The following is an 18410-nucleotide window of genomic DNA, read 5'->3' on the forward strand; positions in this document are numbered from 1 at the left end:
CTCTGCGATCTGCAACGTTGCGTCATAAAATGTGTGTTGTTTCCCTCCCCCTCACCCGGCGTAGTTAATGACATGCCAATACGAAGTGAGTTTTCCCACCCTGGCATCCTTGAATGTCAGGAATCCGGGTCAGACGCATCGGCACGGACGCTCCTCCGATTGCAAAAATTTAAGCCTTCGTTTCTTCACGTTTATCGCACTCTCCCTTGCAACCTGGCTGGTGAGACACAAAAAACAGCCGCAGTACGGCCATGGTCCCGCTCAATATCGGGTCTACAGGGTTATGCCGCCACATTAAGGCACAAGGTGAAGGACGTGATACTCATGTCGATGACATATCCTGCGTCCACGCAGCACATTGGTAACTGATCCCCGATCATGATGAAAATCGCGTTTCCCTATATCGCCCAACCCCATCAGACCCTGCACTCTCTGCCCATCGCCATGGAGATCGCCTCAAGGCACGCAGATACCGAAGTGCATGTTGCGTGCACGACAGAAGCCCATCTCGATTATGCCAAGACGCTGAGCGCTCTCTATCCTCAGGCACGAGCCCGTTTCGATCTGCTCAAGATGCCTCAGATTCTTCGCCGACGCATTGAGATTTCCGGACCCGGCGTTTTGGGCAAAATGGCTAGCCTGTTTTTCAATCGCGACTATTTTTCGCGTTTCGAGGCTATTGTCGTCCCTGAACGCACGTCTCTTTATCTACGCCGCATGGGTATTCACAAACCACGCCTTATCTGGACGCGCCATGGCGCGGGAGATCGAGCCATTGGCTTTGCCCGCGACGTGAAGGAATTCGACTTCGTCCTGCTCTCAGGCAAAAAAATTGAAGAACGCCTGTTATCACAAGGCGCCATAAGCCCAGGTCGTTACTATCGAGGATCCTACGCCAAATTCGATATCGTCCGGAAAATGGCACGTTCGCGTCCGGCCCTGTTCGATAATGACAAGCCGATCGTATTATACAATCCGCACTTCTCGTCACGCCTGTCGTCCTGGCCACTTATGGGCGAAAAAGTTCTGCAGTATTTTGCCAATCAGGACCGGTACAATCTCATATTTGCACCGCATTATCGCCTGTTTGACAAATACCGACAGGAAGGAGAGCAGCTTGTTGCACGCTTTGCCAATCATGATCATCTTCTGATCGATCCTGGCAGTCCGCGCAGCATTGACATGACCTATACCATGGCCGCCGACTTATATCTTGGAGATGTAAGCTCTCAGGTCGCCGAGTTTCTTGTTCGCCCCAGACCCTGCATCTTTCTCAATGCGCATCAGGTCTCTTGGCAATCGGACAGGAATTACCATTTCTGGAATCTTGGCGAGGTTCTCGACAATCTCGAAGAGCTTCCAGGTGCGCTCGCAGCTGCCGTAACAAAACATGACGATTTCCTTGAGGCGCAGCGGCAATATATATTAGAGACTTTCGAATTCAACGACGACGGACCCACCGCCCCCGGGGCTGCGGATGCCATTGTCGATTATCTTCGCAACGCAGCCTAACCCATTACGCATGGATCTGGCCGGGGTTCCCTTGACCCTGCACATCCATGACAGAGCGAAAAGCAGAGCAGATCCATCACTATGACGTCGAACCAAACGCCCGTTCCTACTGCATCGAACCAGAAGCGCCGCTACGGCGATTTTCCGACGTTCAGCGCTGCCCTGGATTACGCGGCACAGGGCACGGCAGGGTTCAATATCTATAATGGTCGCGGACAGCTTCTCGAAGCCCTGCCTTACAGCCTGCTCCGTACCCAGGCGATTGAAACGGCACGCCGCTTGTTGGCCGCAGGACTTTCCGTCGGGGATCGTGTCGCCATTATTGCGGAAAGCGATGGTGATTTCGCCCGCATTTTCTTTGGCTGCCAGTATGCGGGGCTTGTACCCGCCCCATTGCCATTGCCCATCGCGTTCGGCGGTCGCGACGCCTATATCTCCACATTAAGAGGCATGGTAGCCGCCTCGGGTGCCCGCGCCGTTGTCGTTCCCGACCTGATCGGCTCCTGGAAGCAGGATATCACCGAAGGCCTCGATCTGGCTTTTGGCGGCTCACCGGCCGAACTTCTCTCCCTACCCCCTTCCGATCAGGATCTTCCTGCAATTAGGGAAGAAGATCTCTCTTATCTGCAATTCTCATCGGGCAGTACACGCTTCCCTATGGGAGTGGCTGTTACTCAGTCAGCTGGTATGGCCAACGCGCGTGCCATTGCCCGCGACGGGCTCAAGGTAACCGAGACCGGCGATCGCTGCGTGTCATGGCTCCCGCTTTATCATGATATGGGCTTGGTCGGTTTTTTCCTGACTCCGATGACCTGCCAGCTGACAATCGATCTCCTGCCGACCCGGGAGTTCGCTCGTCGGCCGCATGTCTGGCTCGATCTGATCAGTCGGAATCGTGGTACGATTGCCTATAGCCCATCATTTGGCTACGAGCTCTGTGCGCGTCGCCCGGTATCAGGCGATCTCGATTTGTCCTGCTGGCGTATCGCCGGCATTGGCGGTGACATGATCCGCCATCATATTCTTGAAAATTTTGCCCAGCGTTTTGCAGATTCCGGTTTCGATGGCCGCGCTTTCGTCGCCAGCTATGGCATGGCAGAAGCAACACTCGCTATCAGCTTTGCCCCACTCAATACCGGCATCGTTACCGACACGATCAATCTGCGTACGCTGGAGACTGATGGTGTGGCGGTTGCCTCTGACGATCCATCACAGGCGCTTCGTACCTTCGTTCTTTGCGGCGTCGCCCTGCCGGAACACGATATTCAGGTACGTGGTGCGAAAGGTGATCTCCTCACCGAACGTCACGTGGGAATGGTCTATGTTCGCGGGCCAAGCCTGATGCGTGGATATTTCGGTCGAGATGAAGAAACAGCCGAAGTACTGGACGACAAGGGCTGGCTGAACACGGGCGATCTTGGCTACATGCTGAATGGTCAGGTGGTGATCACAGGCCGGGCAAAAGATCTGATCATCATCAATGGACGCAATATCTGGCCGCAGGATCTTGAATGGTCGGCGGAACATGAAATTCCTTCCCTGCGTTCACGTGACGTCGCTGTTTTTGCTGTTGAGGAAGAGACAGGTGAACGTGTCGTCGCGCTGGTCCAGTGCCGTGCCACAAATGAGGAAGACCGGGCCAAGCTCCGCGAGGAGACAATGGGCCTGTTCCGTCGTCAGCATGGCATTGAGGTCGATGTTATTCTCGTCCCTCCGCACACACTCCCCCAGACATCTTCCGGCAAGCTGACACGAGCCCGCGCCAAGGCAATGCTTCTTTCAGGGCAGTTCGAAACCAGCTGCACCGCAGCCTGAACCGGCAGGGGGAGACAGGATTATGAATCTTCCCCTTCATGTCATGGCAAGACGTGCGCGACGTGTGAAAACAGGTCGTGCTCTGGCGTTAAGACATACAGTGTCGCATAAGACCCATCACCACAGGGCGTAAGCCGCCCGAATGCCTCTACTCGGAGACTTTGAAATGGCCGATACGGTCGCCTCCATTGCCTCGTTGATCATCGACAAACTGCTTGCCAACCCGAAAGTCCCCCGGGACATCACAGGTGAAAGCAAAATTGTGGAAGATCTTGCCTTCGATTCTCTTGCCGTCATGAACTTCGTGATGGAAATCGAAGACGAACTCGATGTGTCCGTACCGCTGGACAAACTCGCTGATATCCGCACGATCAACGATCTTGCATCCTGTCTCGCTACCTTGAAGACAGGCACCTCCTCGTGACCGATATCTTTGCCAAATATGCAGGGCTCAAGGCCGCTGCAGCCGGGCTGACGGCCCATTCGCCGCGCAACCCTTTTGGTGTCGTTATCGATCACCCCGTGTCAGCCACTGTTGGCCTGATTGAGGGCCGTGAAACACTGCTTTTCGGTACGAATAATTATCTCGGCCTCAGTCAGTCCAAGGCCGCTGCCGATGCCGCGATCGAGACGGTGCGTCGTGAAGGTGTAGGGACTACGGGTTCCCGCATCGCCAACGGTACATTCGCCCTGCATCGCAAGCTCGAAATGCGCCTGGCTGAAGTATTCCGTCGTCGCCACTGCATGATTTTCTCGACGGGATACCAGGCCAATCTCGGGGCCATATCAGCGCTGGCAGGCAAGGACGACGTGCTGCTTCTCGATGCAGACAGCCACGCCAGCATCTATGATGCAAGCCGCCTTGGCTACGCACAGGTCATACGCTTTCGCCACAATGACCCGACAGATCTGGACCGCCGTCTTGCCCGCCTGAAAGATCATCAGGGAGCAAAGCTCGTCGTCGTCGAGGGCATCTATTCGATGACGGGCAATGTCGCACCCATGCGCGAATTTGCCGAGGTAAAAAAGAAGCACGGCGCCTATCTGCTTGCCGATGAAGCGCATTCGTTTGGTGTTCTTGGCGAAAACGGTCGTGGTGTAGCCGAACGTGATGGCTGTGAAGATGATGTCGATTTCGTTGTCGGCACTTTTTCCAAAAGCTTGGCACGGTTGGCGGTTATTGCGTGTCCAATCTCGACGGTCTGGAGCTGATCCGTCTCTGCTCGCGTCCTTACATGTTCACAGCTTCGCTGCCGCCTGAAATCATTGCGGCAACGCTTGCTGCCCTTGATGACATGTTAGCCCATCCCGAATTGCGCACCCAGCTTCATGCCAATGCCAGGCAGCTCAACCATGGCCTACATGCTCTGGGTCTCAAAACCAGCCCACATGTAAGTCCTGTTGTGGCCGTTACACTCGACAATGTCGAACAGGCTCTGGCTTTCTGGAATCGCCTTCTTGAACTGGGCGTTTATGTCAATCTATCCCTGCCTCCCGCAACTCCTGACGAACACCCGCTTCTGCGCTGTTCGGTCATGGCGGTTCATACTGCCGAGGAAATAGATCGTACTCTGGCTATTTTCGCACAGGCCAAACAGGATGTCCTGGGCTGAAGCAAAGACCTGACGTTATAAAAAAAAGCGAAAGGTCACATGACCTTTCGCCTTCTTCATATCTCAGCCTCGCATACCGCGGATAAAAACCGATCGTGCGCGCCAGAGCAAAACAGGCAGACAGATCAGCGGATGGCGCGCCTCGAACGGTGAGAGCGCCAGGACAAACCCGCTATGACGCTCTATTTTCCATGCCAGATAGCGGCACCATTGCGAAAAGTAAATGCCGCCTTGACCAGACGGGCAATATTCTTCCAGCGGCCACGGCTTGCCATATGCTTCCATCGGCGTGCTGCCCGCAGACGCTGAGCATTGGTCAGTCTTGGTGCCAGGCTTTCACCCATTTCGTCGAAATCAAGATGGGCATTCTGCCAGGCAAGACGGGTCAGAGCAGCATATCGCGCCTCCTGACCATGCATGATCACCGAACCGCGCCCTGACCGCTCAACCCGCAATTCAGCACGGTAAGTCTGCCTGAAAAGCGCCTCCCACCATTGCTCAGGAAGATGTGCCCCCTTCTCCAAACGTGCAGCCCAGCCTGCTGCCGTCGTAACACATGTGCGGATCACCGAAAGGATCGCGTCCGCTGCCTGAGGATCTCTTACCCAAACGAGGCGTACAGGCTGACAGAAGCGTGCCCAGAGAGTTGTATCATCCGAACGGGGCGTGACACCTGCTCGAAACTGCGACAGTGTCAGCACAGCAACCTTTGCCCTCAATACCTGACCGTCATTTTCATGTTCGGCATAAAAGACATTGGGAGGCAGGACGCGATTACCCAGCTTTGCCAGAGGCGACCCCGGCCAGTCGGACAAATTTTCAAGCACGACATAGAAATCGAACAGGCCATCAGGATCGAATTTTCTCAGGCCAGAACCATAGAAAAGCACACCAAGGGGGCGGGCCGGACCAAGTATGTGTGTCACCAGGGCAGAAAGTCGTGAATCGACCGGGGTTGTCAGTTCGCCAATAAGGAAATGATCAAGAGCGACACGGGCTTCAGTCATGCACAAACCCGAATTCCGGTCCCTGGGACAGAATGATCTGATTATTCGCTCCAGGTGAGAAACACTCGCCATCCAAGACGAAATCGCCCTTGCAGGTCAGGGTCAGACTTTCCGCCCGCCCGCTCGTATAATCAGGACTCTCACGCAGCCAGTCTGGTGCACGACCACGTAACAGAGCCCATGTTGCCTGCATCAGCCGTTTCGGGTGATCGGCAACATGGAGATAATGCAGTCCATCTGTTTTCGTCTTGTCCGCATTCCAGAACGGCCAGATACCAAGATTAAGCTTTTGCAGGGCCGTCGATAGGAACATGAAACTCCGGCCCTCAGCCACTGTCCTGCCTTCGCTTTCAAGAACAAAGCGATCTCCCGCCAGCCAGGTTTCCCGCTGGCGACGCCGTAGCAGACCACCAAAAGCCTCAATCAATGTTACCGCTACAGCAAGATTATGCGGCGCATAGCGCAGGACATGGGGAGAATGGGCTATGGCAATTGCCCGTGCATAGCCGGAACTGCCCTGAAACATGCCCAGACGGAATTCATGTTCATCTTTTGGCCATGATATCTTGAGCGGGCGGCGCATGGTACGCTGAAAAATTCCGCTTCTCTCATACAGCTGCCGCAGGGCCTGAATACCCCGACGTGAGAAACCTATATCCTGAGCAATCAGATTCGTATTGCCGGAGGGAAAGATGGCAATGTCGGGCAGGGAGCCGGAAGGATAGCTACGCGCTATGGCGGTCATTACATCACTGACAGTGCCATCGCCGCCATTGATTGCAATGAGTGGCACTGCAGAACGGGCAAGTGCGGCAACCATTTCCTGCATCTCGTCATGCGAGGACGGTACCAGAAAGCCGTCACCGAGAAGAGCACTCGCATGGAGCGCGAATTTTCTGCCATCCCGCCGGTTTTTGCGACTGCGCGGATTATGGATCAGGGCTAGACGCACGGCAGTATCATTTATGTTATGGTCATCCCTTCAGCCCGACGGAACATCTGGGATCCGTCATGGGCGGCGCCATAGCATGACTAAGGCAGAACGACCAGAAACCGATTGGTCATTTTTAACTTTTGCCGCTATCAGCCTCTGACATGTGGCAAGGATGAGAAAGGCTGATGACCCTGAACAAAGACTCACCGGTGGTTCTGGCGCATCTGTCCGACGTGCATCTCCCCCCTCCCTCACCTCTGCCATCCTGGCGACATTTTACCAACAAACGCGCCCTCAGCGTGGCCTCATGGAAGCGTCATCGCGTTCATCACCACCTGCCTGCCCTCTCCGATGCCATTCGCGAGGACATCAACAAGGCCCGGCCCGGTCTGATCCTGAATACCGGAGATCTGACCAATTTCGGTCTGAGCGAGGAATTCAGCAATGCTGCTGCCTGGCTCCGCACGATGGAAGCACCATGCCTCGTCGTGCCTGGCAATCATGACGCTATGATCAGAGAGTCCTGGCAGCAAACAGGAGCCTGCTGGTCTCCCTGGATGCAGGCATGCGAAGAAAACGCCTTTCCTTACCTGCATGAGCAGGGCGATCTTGCGATCATCGGCTTGAACAGTGCCATACCAAGCCTGCCTTTCATGGCATGTGGCCGTATTGGTAAGGCCCAGCGCGCGCGTCTTGCCGATCTTCTTGCCGCGACCCGTGACCGCTGCCGCGTCGTTATGATTCACCACCCTCCCAGAGGCAGGCTCGTGCCGTGGCGCAAATCCCTGCTTGACCTCAAGGCGGTCGCTGCCGTCATTGCCCGCCACGGTGCAGCCATGGTTCTTCATGGTCATTCGCATGATGCCACACTCTCGACGGTACCGGGAACATCCATTCCTCTCATCGGTGTGGCTTCGGCGTCTTTGCACTCCACAAAGCCATGGCGCCATAGTGGCTGGAACAGGATTGCGATAGAGCGCAGGGATTCAGGTTGGGAGGTCGATCTGACGACACGCCAATTCACGCAGGCGCTGGGATGGCGATATAGTCGTCACCGCACCTGGCTTATCCGCGACGGACAGGGCTGATGCGCCTTCCCCATTTTCCGACTCTGGATCGTTATCTGCTTGTCCAGCTCGTACCGCCATTCGTCGTCTCTCTTGCTGCTGTTCTTGCCGCCCTGCTGCTCGAACGCCTGCTTGTCCTTTTTGACGATCTGGCGGCTGAAGGCAGTTCTCTTGCCACGTTCGTCTCTCTGCTGACCGACCTTCTGCCTCATTATCTCGGACTGGCTCTCCCCGCCGCACTTTGCGTCAGTGTATTCCTCATCATCAGACGCATGAGTGACAACAACGAGATTGATGCTCTCATGGCGAGTGGCGTATCCCTGCTTAGGATTGCGCGCCCCTATAAGTGGACAGGTGTCCTGGTGGGGCTCGGCAGCGTTCTGCTCTATGGGTATATCCAGCCCGTGGCACGCTATGATTTCCGTTCGGGTTTCTACTATGCTGCCCATTCCGGCTGGGCTCCTCATCTGCAGGGGGGTATGTTTGCCACGACCTCCGGAGATTCAATGCTCACTGCCAATCGCGTCACGCATAACGGCACCGTGCTGTATGAAGTCTTCATCCGTCAGCGCGAACCCGATGGCAGCGTCAGGATTATCACAGCCCGTCGCGGGCTGGTTACAGCGGTTCCTTCACTGAGACAGACGCGTCTCGATCTGTGGGATGGTCTGATTGTCTATGACCCACGAAATAGCAGCAACAAGCCAAGCCAGACCCGCTTCGAGCACAGTATGCGGACCTTCGACCAGAACCATGATACCGCAGCCTTCCGGTCTCGTGGCATTGATGAACGTGAACTGACCCTTGTGGAACTGGCTACCCGGCTGGAAGCTTCCCATCAGCCAGACACGCCTGTCGGCGATAATGTCATCACCCGCTCCAGCCTGCGCGCTGAACTCGATTTCCGCCTCGCCCGCGCGATCGCCATTCCCTTCATTCCATCCCTGGCCGTGGCTCTCGCCATCGGCGCCAAACGGCGTCGCCCGATCATGGGACTTATTGCCCTTGCTCTTGTGCTGGTCGGCTTCGATCATATGCTGCAATTCGGGCACGGACTTGTCGCAACAGGCCGCATGAGGGGACTTTACGCCATATGGCTGCCTGAAATCCTATTCTGCACCCTCTGCATGGCATCTATTTTCAGGCGATCACGGGGTTCATGGCGTCGTCGCAAGGCCATTCCGCTTTCCGGGTCGGGGCGCATGGCATGACCGGCCTTCCCCCATCAGGCGCTGTGCTGCGCGCCTATCTGACACGCTCCTTTCTAAGCCGGACCCTGCTCTGTGCAGCAATCCTGATTTCCATGCTGGAAATACTGGGTCTGCTCGAAATGACGACGCCCATCCTCGAACGCCATCTGGGAGGCATGGGCCTGATTCATTATGCCCTACTGAGGCTGCCTGTACTGGCTGTGCAGACTCTGCCACTCAGCACGCTGATCGGCGCCCTGTTTCTTCTGATGCAGATGACTCTGAACAGCGAAACAGCCAGTTTGCGGGCTGCTGGCCTGTCAACAAGACGCCTGCTGATCCTGCTGCTGCCCTCAATAGCCATAATCAGCCTGGCGGGAATCATCACACAGGAATTCATTGCGCCCCATACCGAGATTGCTCTTGCCAAGTGGTGGAACAAGACAGATCCGGAAGCACGATCGGACAGCCATGGCTTCTGGTTTCATGCCCGGGGCAATGTGGTGCATATTGACGGTTTCAGCGACGGGGGACGTCGTATCTCGAACATCACCCTGTATCACCGTATTCCGGGCGGCGATCTTGTCGCATCGGATACCGCGCCGGAAATGACCTATGATCCCACAACCGGATGGCACGCTGCATCGGTACGAAGCCTTCTGCTCAGGAGCAATCGGGTCGACATCGAGCATCGCACAGATATCGTGCTGCTGCCTGCCAGCGTCACTCCTGAAACACTGATCCAGCTTTCGCAGAATTATCCTGTTCTTTCTTTCTGGAGCCTCTGGGCCATTCTGCATGGACACGCCCCGTCGAGCCTGCCCAAAGCAACCTACCGCATGGCCCTTTACGCACCGTTTACGCTACCCATATCACTCTGTGCCATGCTGTTCCTCGCCCTGCCCGTGATCTATATTCCCCCCCGTACGGGTACACGCAGTCTGCTGCCGATTGCGGCACTTGCCGCCGGTTTTGGTTTCATCGTCCTGCAAGGACTGATACAGGCACTGGGTAACGCGGGGACTGCCTGCCTCGATTGCCGTCATGGCACCTCCCGTCCTGGCATTTCTCCTTGGAGGGGCCTGGATTGTGAAGATGGAAGAAAAATGAGCACGTTCGATCCTGAACCTTCTGAAGGCTTCTGGAGAGCCTTCTGGAAAGCCCGGAAAAACCAGGGTTCCCTCCGCACTGGCCGAAGCTTCGATCTTGGCAAGATGAGTCTTCCCCAGCTCTGGATGGCCTATCTGACCTATCCCACTATCCTGCTTTATTTTGCCCTGATCCTTGTCTCAGCCGGTATTGCCATTGCCTTGACACCACGACTCGTGCCGACACTGATCGTTGCCGTACTGGTCGTCGCCATCTATCCTTTTGCCTGGTACGCCATTCATCGTTTCATCCTCCATGGCCGCTGGCTCTATCGTAACCCGTTGACCGCCTCTTTGTGGAAACGTGTGCATTTCGACCATCATCAGGATCCCCATCTTCTAGATGTTCTTTTCGGCTCACCGCTGAACACCATCCCGACCATTGCCATCATCGTCATGCCTATCGGCTGGGCACTTGACGGACCAAGCGCCGCCTTTACAGCGCTGGCAACCGGTCTGATCATGACCTGCATCTACGAGTTTTTTCACTGCATCCAGCATCTGGCCTACAAGCCCCGCTGGGCCTGGGTGGCCAAGATCAAGCAGTTGCACGTGCTGCACCATTTTCATGATGAAGACGGCAATTACGGTATCACCAACTATGCTGCCGATCGCCTCTTCCGCAGTTTCTACAAGGATGCGCGTGCGCGGCCGCGCAGCGCTCATGTGTTTGATCTCGGCTACGATATTGATGAAGCCAAACGCTATCCCTGGGTCATGAAGCTCACTGGTGCTCCACCCAAACAACGTCCCGATGGTGCGCGCAGCAGCGGTAGCTCTGCACGGTGACATTTCCGGTTCTGGTTCTCGCAGGTTCACGCGACGGGGCGCAGGATCCGCTTGCCCGGCTGGGCAAAGTGGCTCACAAGGCTCTTCTTCCGGTTGCTGGCCGCCCCATGATCGACCGTGTTCTCGAAACACTCTCGAGGACACCGGATATAGGGCCGGTTCATGTCAGCACAGAAGCACCCGAAGCGCTTGAAACTCTCGACAGAATATTCACCTGCCTGCCGACGGCCAAAGGCCCCAGCGGGAGCGTCGCTCTGGCGCTCGACCATCTTGGCACGCCATTGCTGATCACCACAGCCGATCACCCCCTTCTGCAATCTCTCTGGATTACCGAGTTTCTCAGGGCAGCCCAGTCCACGCCTTGTGACCTTGCTGTCGGTATTGCCCTGCGTCACGTGATAGAACGCGATGTACCAGGGACCAGACGCACCTATATCTCCCTGCGTGACATGCGGTTTTCAGGTTGCAACCTGTTCCTGCTGCGCACGCCAGAAGCCCGGGCAATCATTACCCTCTGGCAGAAACTCGAACGCGATCGCAAACACCCTCTGAAAATGGCGCGCACACTGGGCCCGACCATTTTACTCCGCGCTCTGCTCGGACGTCTGGACAGCCAGACACTGACAGCGCGTATTCATGCCCTGACCGGTGCAACCGTCACACTCGTACCCATTGATCACGGTCGCGCTGCCGTAGATGTCGACAAACCCCAGGATCTTGCCCTGGTTGAATCGCTTCTGGCTGAAGCCCCATGAAAATTGCCTATGTCATCAATTCGGTCGAGGGCGGCGGTGCGGCGCTTCCCGTACCTGCGATTACTCAGGTTATGCGCCAGAACGGACACGAGGTGATTGTCCTTGCCCTTACCCGACGTGATGGGCGAGCAATAAAACCCATGATCCAGGCCGGGCTGACCGTGCATGTGCGCGAAGGGGGCAAAAAAGATCATCTTGCTGCTTTGCTATGGCTCAATCGCGAGATAGCCGAGCAAAAACCCGACCTGATCTGGACATCGCTCACACGAGCCACATTGCTGGGCCAACTGACAGGATTGCGTCAGCGTCTTCCGGTTGTGAGCTGGCAACATTCTGCACGTCTCAAACCAGCCAATGCGAGGCTACTTCGCCTGATGCGCAGGCTCTCTCGCCTGTGGATCGCTGACTCCCTGTGTGTTCAGCAGGAAACAGAACGCAAGCTTGGTCTGGGCGCGAACAAACTTACCTGCTGGCCGATCTTTCGCGCGAGCGACAGCTTCCCGATCGCACCACCATGGTCCCAAGGTAGCCCGATCCGTATTGGAAGCCTCGGTCGTCTGCATCCGGTAAAGGGTTACGACGTATTGTGCGAAGCAGTACGTCTGCTTCAGAAGATAGATAATCTCCCGGCGTATGAGGTCCATATTGCCGGCGAAGGAGAAGAGCGAGACCGTCTGGCCGCACTTATTGCACATGACGCTCTGCCAATCGTCCTTGATGGCTATAACGCTGAACCGAAGCAGTTTCTCTCTACCCTGCACGTCTATGTTCAGCCGTCGCATTGGGAAGGGCTCTGTCTGGCCGCTCATGAAGCTCTGCTCTGCGGTGTACCCGTGATCGCTTCCGAAGCCGGTGAATTGCCGCATACGATCGACCACAGCTGTGGCCGTATCGTACCCCCAGATAATCCGGAAGCCCTCGCCCTGGCCCTCGTCAATCTTCTTCGCCAGCCTCAGCACCTTGCCCGGATGGGACGGGCCGGACGTGATCGGGTTCTCGCGCGTTTTGATGCCGAATCATTCGACAGGCGCGGTCAGGAAATCCTAACGCGCCTCGAAAGAACTCTGTGAGCGCGTCTGGGTAAGATGACTGGACAGCCGGAAATCCATCTGGGCAAAGACGACCGAGGCAACCAGTAACAGAATCCATACCATGCGTGGGGCCGCCTGATGCTCGAGAAAGATCGCGGCACCGAAAGCTACAACCGCAAGCATATCAAGGACGAAATGCAGGCGCTCATCAAGATGACCACATAAAAAACCCAACAGAAACAATGCCATACCAAAAAGAGCGCAGCTCAGTGCTCTTTCCCGGCGCATCCAGTCAAAAACCAGCATAACCCGGTCAGTTGTGTCACGTTTATCAGGCAAGAATTTCTCCAGTCAGGTGAAAACGGAATGCGAGCAATGAGTAACCACAAGTGAGCGTCAGGCAAAGTTACGAAGAAGACAATCGACCCTCTCTGGACGCCGGGAAAAATGCACTGAGCCTGCCGGAAAACCAGTTCGCCATAAGAAGGGCAATGCTGGGCCTGGCACGCAATCTGAACTGGGGATGCATTAACGAATTCTCGCTGCCTGCAGCCGGTCGGCGTGCTGACATCATGGCACTGACCCCCGATGGCATGCTGCATTGCATCGAGATCAAATCAGGATCACGTGACTTCCTAACTGATCGCAAATGGCCCGAATACCGGGCCTGGTGCGACAGGCTTTATTTTGCGGTCGATCAGCACTTCCCAAGGAATCTGATTCCTGATGATGTTGGCCTCTTCGTGGCACATGTCATGGAAAGTCCCTCAACCATCCTGCCGGAATGTGCCATGATCCGCGAAAGTCCGCTTGCCAAACTGGCAGCGGCGCGCAGAAAGACCCTGATGCAGCTTTTTGGCCATAATGCCGCGCTGCGTCTCATGGCTCTGGAAGATCCTGCCATGACAGCATCTCTCCGCGCAGCCCGACGTGTCGAATAAGGAGTGCCTGCATGACCGATCACCGTCTCATTGCGCAACGTCTGGAGGTCGCACGCGCCGTGGTTGCCGATGCCGCTGCCCTGGCTATGGCAATGCGCCCCCCGCCGGGCGGTCCGGTTGGCAGCATGAAGGGTGTGCAGGATTACGTAACCGAAGCCGATATGGCCGTTGAAGCCCTTGTCTCGAAACGTATTGAGGCTCTGTTCCCTGAAGATGGTTTCATGGGTGAGGAAGGCGGTCGTCAGCGCGAGGGGGGACTGACATGGGTCATCGACCTATTGACGGAACGTCCAACTACGCGCGCGGAAGGGAGCGCTGGTGCGTCTCGCTGGGTCTCATGGAGGGTGCCGTACCCGTTGCCGGAGTGATCAATGCTCCTGCCCTAGGTGAAGTCTATACAGCACAGCGTGGCGTCGGTGCCTGGTTGAATGGCCAGAAACTGATTGCCTCTCCCGTAACGGATGCAAAAAGCGCCATGATCGAAATCGGCTGGAGTGCCAAAGTCTCCCCCGAGACCTATGCCAGCCGCGCCAAAGCCTTTCTTGAGCTTGGCATGGCACCACGGACAGGCGCCTGCGGCGCTCTCGCACTTGCTGATGTCGCTTCAGGACGCTCTGACGGCTATCTTGAAATTGCAATCAATCTCTGGGATGTCGCCGCTGCGCTGGTTCTGATCGAGGAAAGCGGCGCACGCGTCTCCCCCTTTCTTGTCAACGGCGGTCTGACCGGTGCGATTCCCATTCTGGCAACCGCACCGGGGGTAGCCGAACTGGTCGCCAGAGCGGCAGGAATGGACCTTCTCTGAAGGCTGATCCTGCGCACCCATTGTCACCATGTTCACGCCATAATTCCCGGTCAGGCTGACAACCCCGGATTCCTGACCGTTTCACGATACGAGGCCCTTCATCCATGGTTTCTTTCCCCCTCCGACTCGTCGCCTCCACGGTGCTTCTGGCTACAGGTCTGACGGCTGTACCGGCCATGGCCACATCAAAACAGCAGGCGCTGGTCGATCGTGCCACACTTGCCGTGCAGGATATCTTCCAGGGTACAACGCCCAGCTCACGTGCCCAGCGCTATCTGGCCCGGGCGCGGGCTGTCATGGTCTGCCCTTCCGTATTCCGCATGTCGATCGTCTTCGGAGGTTCCGGTGGCGGATGCCTTCTGCTCTCCCGAGATGCCCGTGGGTCCTGGTCCGATCCCGCTTTCTACACACTCAGCTCTGCTTCAATGGGCATACAGCTGGGTGTAGAAAGCTCTGAGCTGATGTTCTTCGTTATGTCCGATCGCGGGCTTCAGGCTTTGCTGGACAGTCAGTTCAAATTCAGTGCCGGGGCCTCGGCTTCTTTTGCAAATATGGGAAGCGGAATCGAAAGCGGCTCTGCTGGAGCCTCGAATACCGATATTCTTGCCCTTCAGAAATCCTCAGGGCTTTTTGCAGGAGCCTCGCTTGGCGGCGCCAAGCTGACTATCGACAGCGGTTCCAATCGCGCCTTCTACAACCAGCAGGTAGGGCCTGAAGACATTGTCATTTCCATGCGTGTGAACAACACAGGAGCCGATCCGCTACGCCGGGTTCTGATGCAGGTTGTGCAACAGCAGGGAGCCGCAACGCCGGCTCCACTGACCGGTGGAAAAACAACCACACCAACAAGCGCGACGACTGGCAACAATCCCTATCCGGCCAACTACGACAGCAGCAAATCATTTACCAGCCAGTCTCATGGCGCGGTAAAAAGTGAATCTCTCGCAGCACCGAAATAAAACTGTACGATCAGAGGGGGCGAATCACCCCTTCTGATCGCTATCTGTGGTGATCCACAACAGAGCCCTCTCCATCCGCCCTGGACTGGCTGGCCCTGACAGTTTTAAGAGCATCAATGCGCCGGTTGTGCTCGTGCAGATCACGGGAAAAACCATGTTTCCCGGTACCGTCCGCTACAAAATAGAGCATATCACCGGCTGCAGGATGAGCGACGGCCTGAAGAGCCGCAAGACCTGGCGAGCAAATCGGCCCCGGTGGGAGCCCCATGATATCATAGGTGTTGTGTGACCCTGCCCTGTGTAATTCCTCATGGGTCACTGGATGATCGAGAACACCCAGACCGTTACTCAGATCGTAGATAGCCGTCGGATCCGATTGCAGCTTCATGCCCTTGGCAAGCCGGTTGAGAAAGACCCGCGCCACTTCGGGACGCTCGGAGTCATCACCAGTCTCTCGCTCTACAACAGAAGCCAGAATCAGCAGATCCTGTGACGATTTCAGCGTGAGATCTGGATCGCGCCCTTGCCACACCCGATCGAGAGTCTGCGTCATGAGAACTTCAAGACGATGCACAATCTGAGTGCGCAATGCACCACGCTCATACGCGATGGTCTGCGGAAGAAGAGCGCCTTCTGCAATCATGGGCATAGGACCGGAAAGCAGCTGGTCCTGTTCAATTATTGTCGCGATCTGGCGGGCCGTGCGACCTTCAGGAATCGTCAGATAATGGCGCACAGGCGAGCCATGGCGCAGTATCCTGAGTACGTCCATTACTGAGGCACCATGAGGGAAATGCAGCTCGGCGGCATGGAGTGCACCATCGGATTTCGTCAGTCTTGCCACAAGCCGGAACTGGGTTTCCGCCATTTTCCCTGCAGGAATAATTCCGGCACTGGCCAGATCCCTCGCAATCCTGACAGTACTGCCACGCGGCACAACATGATCGACAGCACTGTCAAGTGGACCAGGTCGATGGGAAAAATTCCACAGTGTCGCCACGCTCCCTGCTGCCAAAAAAGCAAGGATCAGGGCGAGGGCAAGAAAGACGCGTTTCATGCCCGTCCCTTCATACCTCAAAAGCGCGAATCAGATACCCTTGACGATCAGGCTGGCATTGGTGCCACCAAATCCGAAACTGTTTGAAAGCGCGATATTGATTTTCCGTTGCTGCGCTTCATGCGCCACGCGGTCGATCACGCTCTCCCGGGCCGGGTTGTCAAGGTTCAGTGTAGGAGGGGCAACATTATCGCGAATAGCCAGCATAGAGAACATTGCTTCAACCGATCCGGCAGCCCCAAGGAGGTGACCTGTAGCGGATTTGGTTGAAGACATCGCAACCTGCTTCGCATCATCGCCGAACAGACGTTCAACGGCATCGAGCTCCAGATCGTCAGCCATGGTCGAGGTTCCATGTGCGTTAACGTAATCGATATCAGCCGGAGTGATACCGGCGGAACGCAGCGCCGCCTTCATGGCACGGAACGCACCTTCATGACCCTCTGCTGGTGCCGTGATATGATGAGCATCCCCTGACAGGCCATAGCCGATGATCTCACCGTAGATTTTTGCACCACGAGCTTGGCGTGCTCATATTCCTCGAGCACGACGATGCCGGAACCTTCCCCCATGACGAAACCGTCACGATCCCGGTCCCAGGGACGCGAGGCCTTCTCCGGCGTATCGTTAAATCCGGTTGAAAGTGCGCGTGCCGAAGAGAACCCGGCGATACCAAGCGGGCAGACAGCTGCTTCGGCCCCGCCTGCAATCATCACATCAGCATCACCGAGCATAATGAGGCGCGTCGCATCACCGATGGCATGTACACCAGTGGCACAGGCTGTCACGGCAGAATGGTTCGGGCCCTTGAACCCGTACCGAATCGAAACGTGACCAGAGATGAGATTGATCAGCGCCGAGGGTATGAAAAATGGCGACAGACGGCGGGCCTTGCCGCTCGCCACCGTCAGGGACGCATCATATATGGTCTGAAGACCACCAATGCCCGAGCCGATCATCACGCCGGTAGCGCAACGGTCTTCTTCAGTCTCGGGCTTCCAGCCCGAGTCCTCGACAGCCTGTATGGCAGCCGCCATGCCAAGATGGATAAAGCGATCCATCTTCTTCTGGTCCTTCGTCGGAACCCAGTCGGAAAGCGTCAGACCACCTTCTGCCGTCGGTCCTTCAGGCACCTCTCCCGCCACATGGGCCGGAAGATCGCTCGGATCGAAGCAGGAGATACGACCAATACCGGTTTTTCCGGCAATCAGACGCTGCCAGGTCTGTTCCACGCCCACCGCCAGTGGCGTGACAAGCCCCATACCGGTGACGACAACGCGTCTTTCTTTCATTGCCGATAGGTTTGCCATCATGGGCGGACGAAGCTCCAGTCATAAAGGCCAGCTCCCGGCGGGCTGCCATAAGGAAGCGGGCTGTAAATCTCGTCGTATGTCCCGGCTCCACTCGCTGGGGAGCCGGAAAAGATCAATGCACCGGATCGAACAATCCGGTACAGCCGGATCAGGCGGCCTTCTGCTTTTCGATGTAGTCGATGGCGTCCTTGACGGTCGCAATCTTCTCGGCTGCATCTTCAGGGATCTCAACGCTGAAGGCTTCTTCGAACGCCATGACCAGCTCAACCGTGTCGAGGCTGTCAGCGCCCAGATCGTCGATGAAGGAAGCTTCAGGAGTTACCTTGCTCTCTTCGACGCCGAGATGCTCAACAACGATTTTCTTAACCTTATCGGCGATTTCGCTCATCTGTTCTGGCTTTCCGTGTGCCCATTCTCGGGCGGTTCGAATCTGTTTACCATCCGTCTGGTCGCCCAGTCGGTCCCCGTCTTTAC

15 protein-coding genes and 4 pseudogenes are annotated in these 18410 nt (G+C 56.3%); 13 read left to right on the plus strand and 6 right to left on the minus strand.

Annotation, left to right across the window (positions count from 1 at the left end; genetic code table 11):
• The first annotated feature begins 381 nt into the window (after window positions 1–381).
• The 4 genes and pseudogenes from JCM25354_RS07830 (at window position 382) to spt (ending at window position 4940) form a co-directional block, all read left to right on the plus strand.
• Window positions 382–1512, plus strand: coding sequence for a CDP-glycerol glycerophosphotransferase family protein (locus JCM25354_RS07830; protein ID WP_025885599.1), 1131 nt, complete (start codon window positions 382–384; stop codon window positions 1510–1512).
• Between the two features lie 81 nt (window positions 1513–1593).
• The gene (locus JCM25354_RS07835; RefSeq protein ID WP_025885600.1) at window positions 1594–3327 is read left to right on the plus strand and encodes a fatty acyl-AMP ligase; all 1734 of its coding nucleotides are present in this window, start codon (window positions 1594–1596) and stop codon (window positions 3325–3327) included.
• A gap of 166 nt (window positions 3328–3493) precedes the next feature.
• A complete protein-coding gene (locus tag JCM25354_RS07840) occupies window positions 3494–3751 on the plus strand; it encodes an acyl carrier protein (protein ID WP_025885601.1) in 258 nt (85 codons plus the stop codon).
• Window positions 3748–4940 (plus strand): annotated as a pseudogene (gene spt, locus JCM25354_RS17545) (serine palmitoyltransferase). Before JCM25354_RS07840 ends, spt begins: the two are co-directional and overlap by 4 nt.
• 182 nt (window positions 4941–5122) lie before the next feature.
• On the opposite strand, the gene JCM25354_RS17550 reads toward spt, so the two are convergent.
• Window positions 5123–5947: a hypothetical protein gene (locus tag JCM25354_RS17550; protein WP_369345748.1), complete on the minus strand. Its 825-nt coding sequence runs from the start codon at window positions 5945–5947 to the stop codon at window positions 5123–5125.
• A complete protein-coding gene (locus tag JCM25354_RS07855) occupies window positions 5940–6899 on the minus strand; it encodes a diacylglycerol/lipid kinase family protein (RefSeq protein ID WP_025885602.1) in 960 nt (319 codons plus the stop codon). Before JCM25354_RS07855 ends, JCM25354_RS17550 begins: the two co-directional genes overlap by 8 nt.
• A gap of 167 nt (window positions 6900–7066) precedes the next feature.
• On the opposite strand from JCM25354_RS07855, the gene JCM25354_RS07860 reads away from it, so the two are divergent.
• The 6 genes and pseudogenes from JCM25354_RS07860 to JCM25354_RS07880 all read left to right on the plus strand — a co-directional run bounded on the left by JCM25354_RS07860 (window position 7067) and on the right by JCM25354_RS07880 (window position 12900).
• Window positions 7067–7969: a metallophosphoesterase family protein gene (locus JCM25354_RS07860; protein ID WP_025885603.1), complete on the plus strand. Its 903-nt coding sequence runs from the start codon at window positions 7067–7069 to the stop codon at window positions 7967–7969.
• Window positions 7969–9159 (plus strand): LptF/LptG family permease, encoded by a 1191-nt coding sequence (locus JCM25354_RS07865; RefSeq protein ID WP_035447060.1) that lies wholly within the window; start codon window positions 7969–7971, stop codon window positions 9157–9159. Before JCM25354_RS07860 ends, JCM25354_RS07865 begins: the two co-directional genes overlap by 1 nt.
• A gap of 92 nt (window positions 9160–9251) precedes the next feature.
• Window positions 9252–10103: pseudogene (locus JCM25354_RS22415) on the plus strand (LptF/LptG family permease); the annotation flags it as partial.
• Window positions 10104–10352: 249 nt separating this feature from the next.
• Entirely contained in the window at window positions 10353–11075 is a 723-nt protein-coding gene (locus tag JCM25354_RS22420; protein WP_243443980.1) for a sterol desaturase family protein, read from the plus strand.
• Window positions 11072–11830 (plus strand): nucleotidyltransferase family protein, encoded by a 759-nt coding sequence (locus JCM25354_RS07875; protein ID WP_025885606.1) that lies wholly within the window; start codon window positions 11072–11074, stop codon window positions 11828–11830. Before JCM25354_RS22420 ends, JCM25354_RS07875 begins: the two co-directional genes overlap by 4 nt.
• Window positions 11827–12900 carry a glycosyltransferase family 4 protein gene (locus tag JCM25354_RS07880; RefSeq protein WP_025885607.1) on the plus strand — a complete coding sequence of 358 codons (1074 nt, stop codon included), beginning with the start codon at window positions 11827–11829 and terminating at the stop codon, window positions 12898–12900. Before JCM25354_RS07875 ends, JCM25354_RS07880 begins: the two co-directional genes overlap by 4 nt.
• Here JCM25354_RS07880 and JCM25354_RS07885 read toward each other — a convergent pair.
• Window positions 12874–13200 carry a hypothetical protein gene (locus tag JCM25354_RS07885; RefSeq protein WP_148301439.1) on the minus strand — a complete coding sequence of 109 codons (327 nt, stop codon included), beginning with the start codon at window positions 13198–13200 and terminating at the stop codon, window positions 12874–12876. The genes JCM25354_RS07880 and JCM25354_RS07885 overlap by 27 nt on opposite strands.
• A 50-nt stretch (window positions 13201–13250) precedes the next feature.
• On the opposite strand from JCM25354_RS07885, the gene JCM25354_RS07890 reads away from it, so the two are divergent.
• The 3 genes and pseudogenes from JCM25354_RS07890 to JCM25354_RS07900 all read left to right on the plus strand — a co-directional run bounded on the left by JCM25354_RS07890 (window position 13251) and on the right by JCM25354_RS07900 (window position 15566).
• Window positions 13251–13802, plus strand: a complete 552-nt coding sequence (locus JCM25354_RS07890) for an MmcB family DNA repair protein (protein WP_243443969.1) — start codon at window positions 13251–13253, stop codon at window positions 13800–13802.
• 11 nt (window positions 13803–13813) lie between these two features.
• Window positions 13814–14607, plus strand: a pseudogene (locus tag JCM25354_RS17560) (inositol monophosphatase family protein).
• A gap of 104 nt (window positions 14608–14711) precedes the next feature.
• Window positions 14712–15566 carry a lipid-binding SYLF domain-containing protein gene (locus tag JCM25354_RS07900; protein WP_025885610.1) on the plus strand — a complete coding sequence of 285 codons (855 nt, stop codon included), beginning with the start codon at window positions 14712–14714 and terminating at the stop codon, window positions 15564–15566.
• A gap of 40 nt (window positions 15567–15606) precedes the next feature.
• Here JCM25354_RS07900 and mltG read toward each other — a convergent pair whose 3' ends face one another.
• The 3 genes and pseudogenes from mltG to JCM25354_RS07915 all read right to left on the minus strand — a co-directional run bounded on the left by mltG (window position 15607) and on the right by JCM25354_RS07915 (window position 18324).
• Entirely contained in the window at window positions 15607–16623 is a 1017-nt protein-coding gene (mltG, locus tag JCM25354_RS07905) for an endolytic transglycosylase MltG (protein WP_025885611.1), read from the minus strand.
• 30 nt (window positions 16624–16653) lie between these two features.
• Window positions 16654–17885 (minus strand): annotated as a pseudogene (gene fabF / locus JCM25354_RS17565) (beta-ketoacyl-ACP synthase II).
• Window positions 17886–18084: 199 nt separating this feature from the next.
• Window positions 18085–18324 (minus strand): acyl carrier protein, encoded by a 240-nt coding sequence (locus JCM25354_RS07915; protein ID WP_012227163.1) that lies wholly within the window; start codon window positions 18322–18324, stop codon window positions 18085–18087.
• Window positions 18325–18410: the final 86 nt, after the last annotated feature.

Source organism: Asaia prunellae JCM 25354, from assembly GCF_000613885.1.
Classification (GTDB): Bacteria; Pseudomonadota; Alphaproteobacteria; order Acetobacterales; family Acetobacteraceae; genus Asaia; species Asaia prunellae.

Coding starts and splice junctions, on each gene's coding strand:
- JCM25354_RS07880 (WP_025885607.1), top strand. CDS start 11,827: ATGAAAATTGCCTATGTCATCAATTCGGTCGAGGGCGGCGGTGCGGCG.
- mltG (WP_025885611.1), bottom strand. CDS start 16,623: ATGAAACGCGTCTTTCTTGCCCTCGCCCTGATCCTTGCTTTTTTGGCA.
- JCM25354_RS17550 (WP_369345748.1), bottom strand. CDS start 5,947: ATGACTGAAGCCCGTGTCGCTCTTGATCATTTCCTTATTGGCGAACTG.
- JCM25354_RS07835 (WP_025885600.1), top strand. CDS start 1,594: ATGACGTCGAACCAAACGCCCGTTCCTACTGCATCGAACCAGAAGCGC.
- JCM25354_RS07840 (WP_025885601.1), top strand. CDS start 3,494: ATGGCCGATACGGTCGCCTCCATTGCCTCGTTGATCATCGACAAACTG.
- JCM25354_RS22420 (WP_243443980.1), top strand. CDS start 10,353: ATGAGTCTTCCCCAGCTCTGGATGGCCTATCTGACCTATCCCACTATC.
- JCM25354_RS07915 (WP_012227163.1), bottom strand. CDS start 18,324: ATGAGCGAAATCGCCGATAAGGTTAAGAAAATCGTTGTTGAGCATCTC.
- JCM25354_RS07900 (WP_025885610.1), top strand. CDS start 14,712: ATGGTTTCTTTCCCCCTCCGACTCGTCGCCTCCACGGTGCTTCTGGCT.
- JCM25354_RS07830 (WP_025885599.1), top strand. CDS start 382: ATGAAAATCGCGTTTCCCTATATCGCCCAACCCCATCAGACCCTGCAC.
- JCM25354_RS07860 (WP_025885603.1), top strand. CDS start 7,067: ATGACCCTGAACAAAGACTCACCGGTGGTTCTGGCGCATCTGTCCGAC.
- JCM25354_RS07865 (WP_035447060.1), top strand. CDS start 7,969: ATGCGCCTTCCCCATTTTCCGACTCTGGATCGTTATCTGCTTGTCCAG.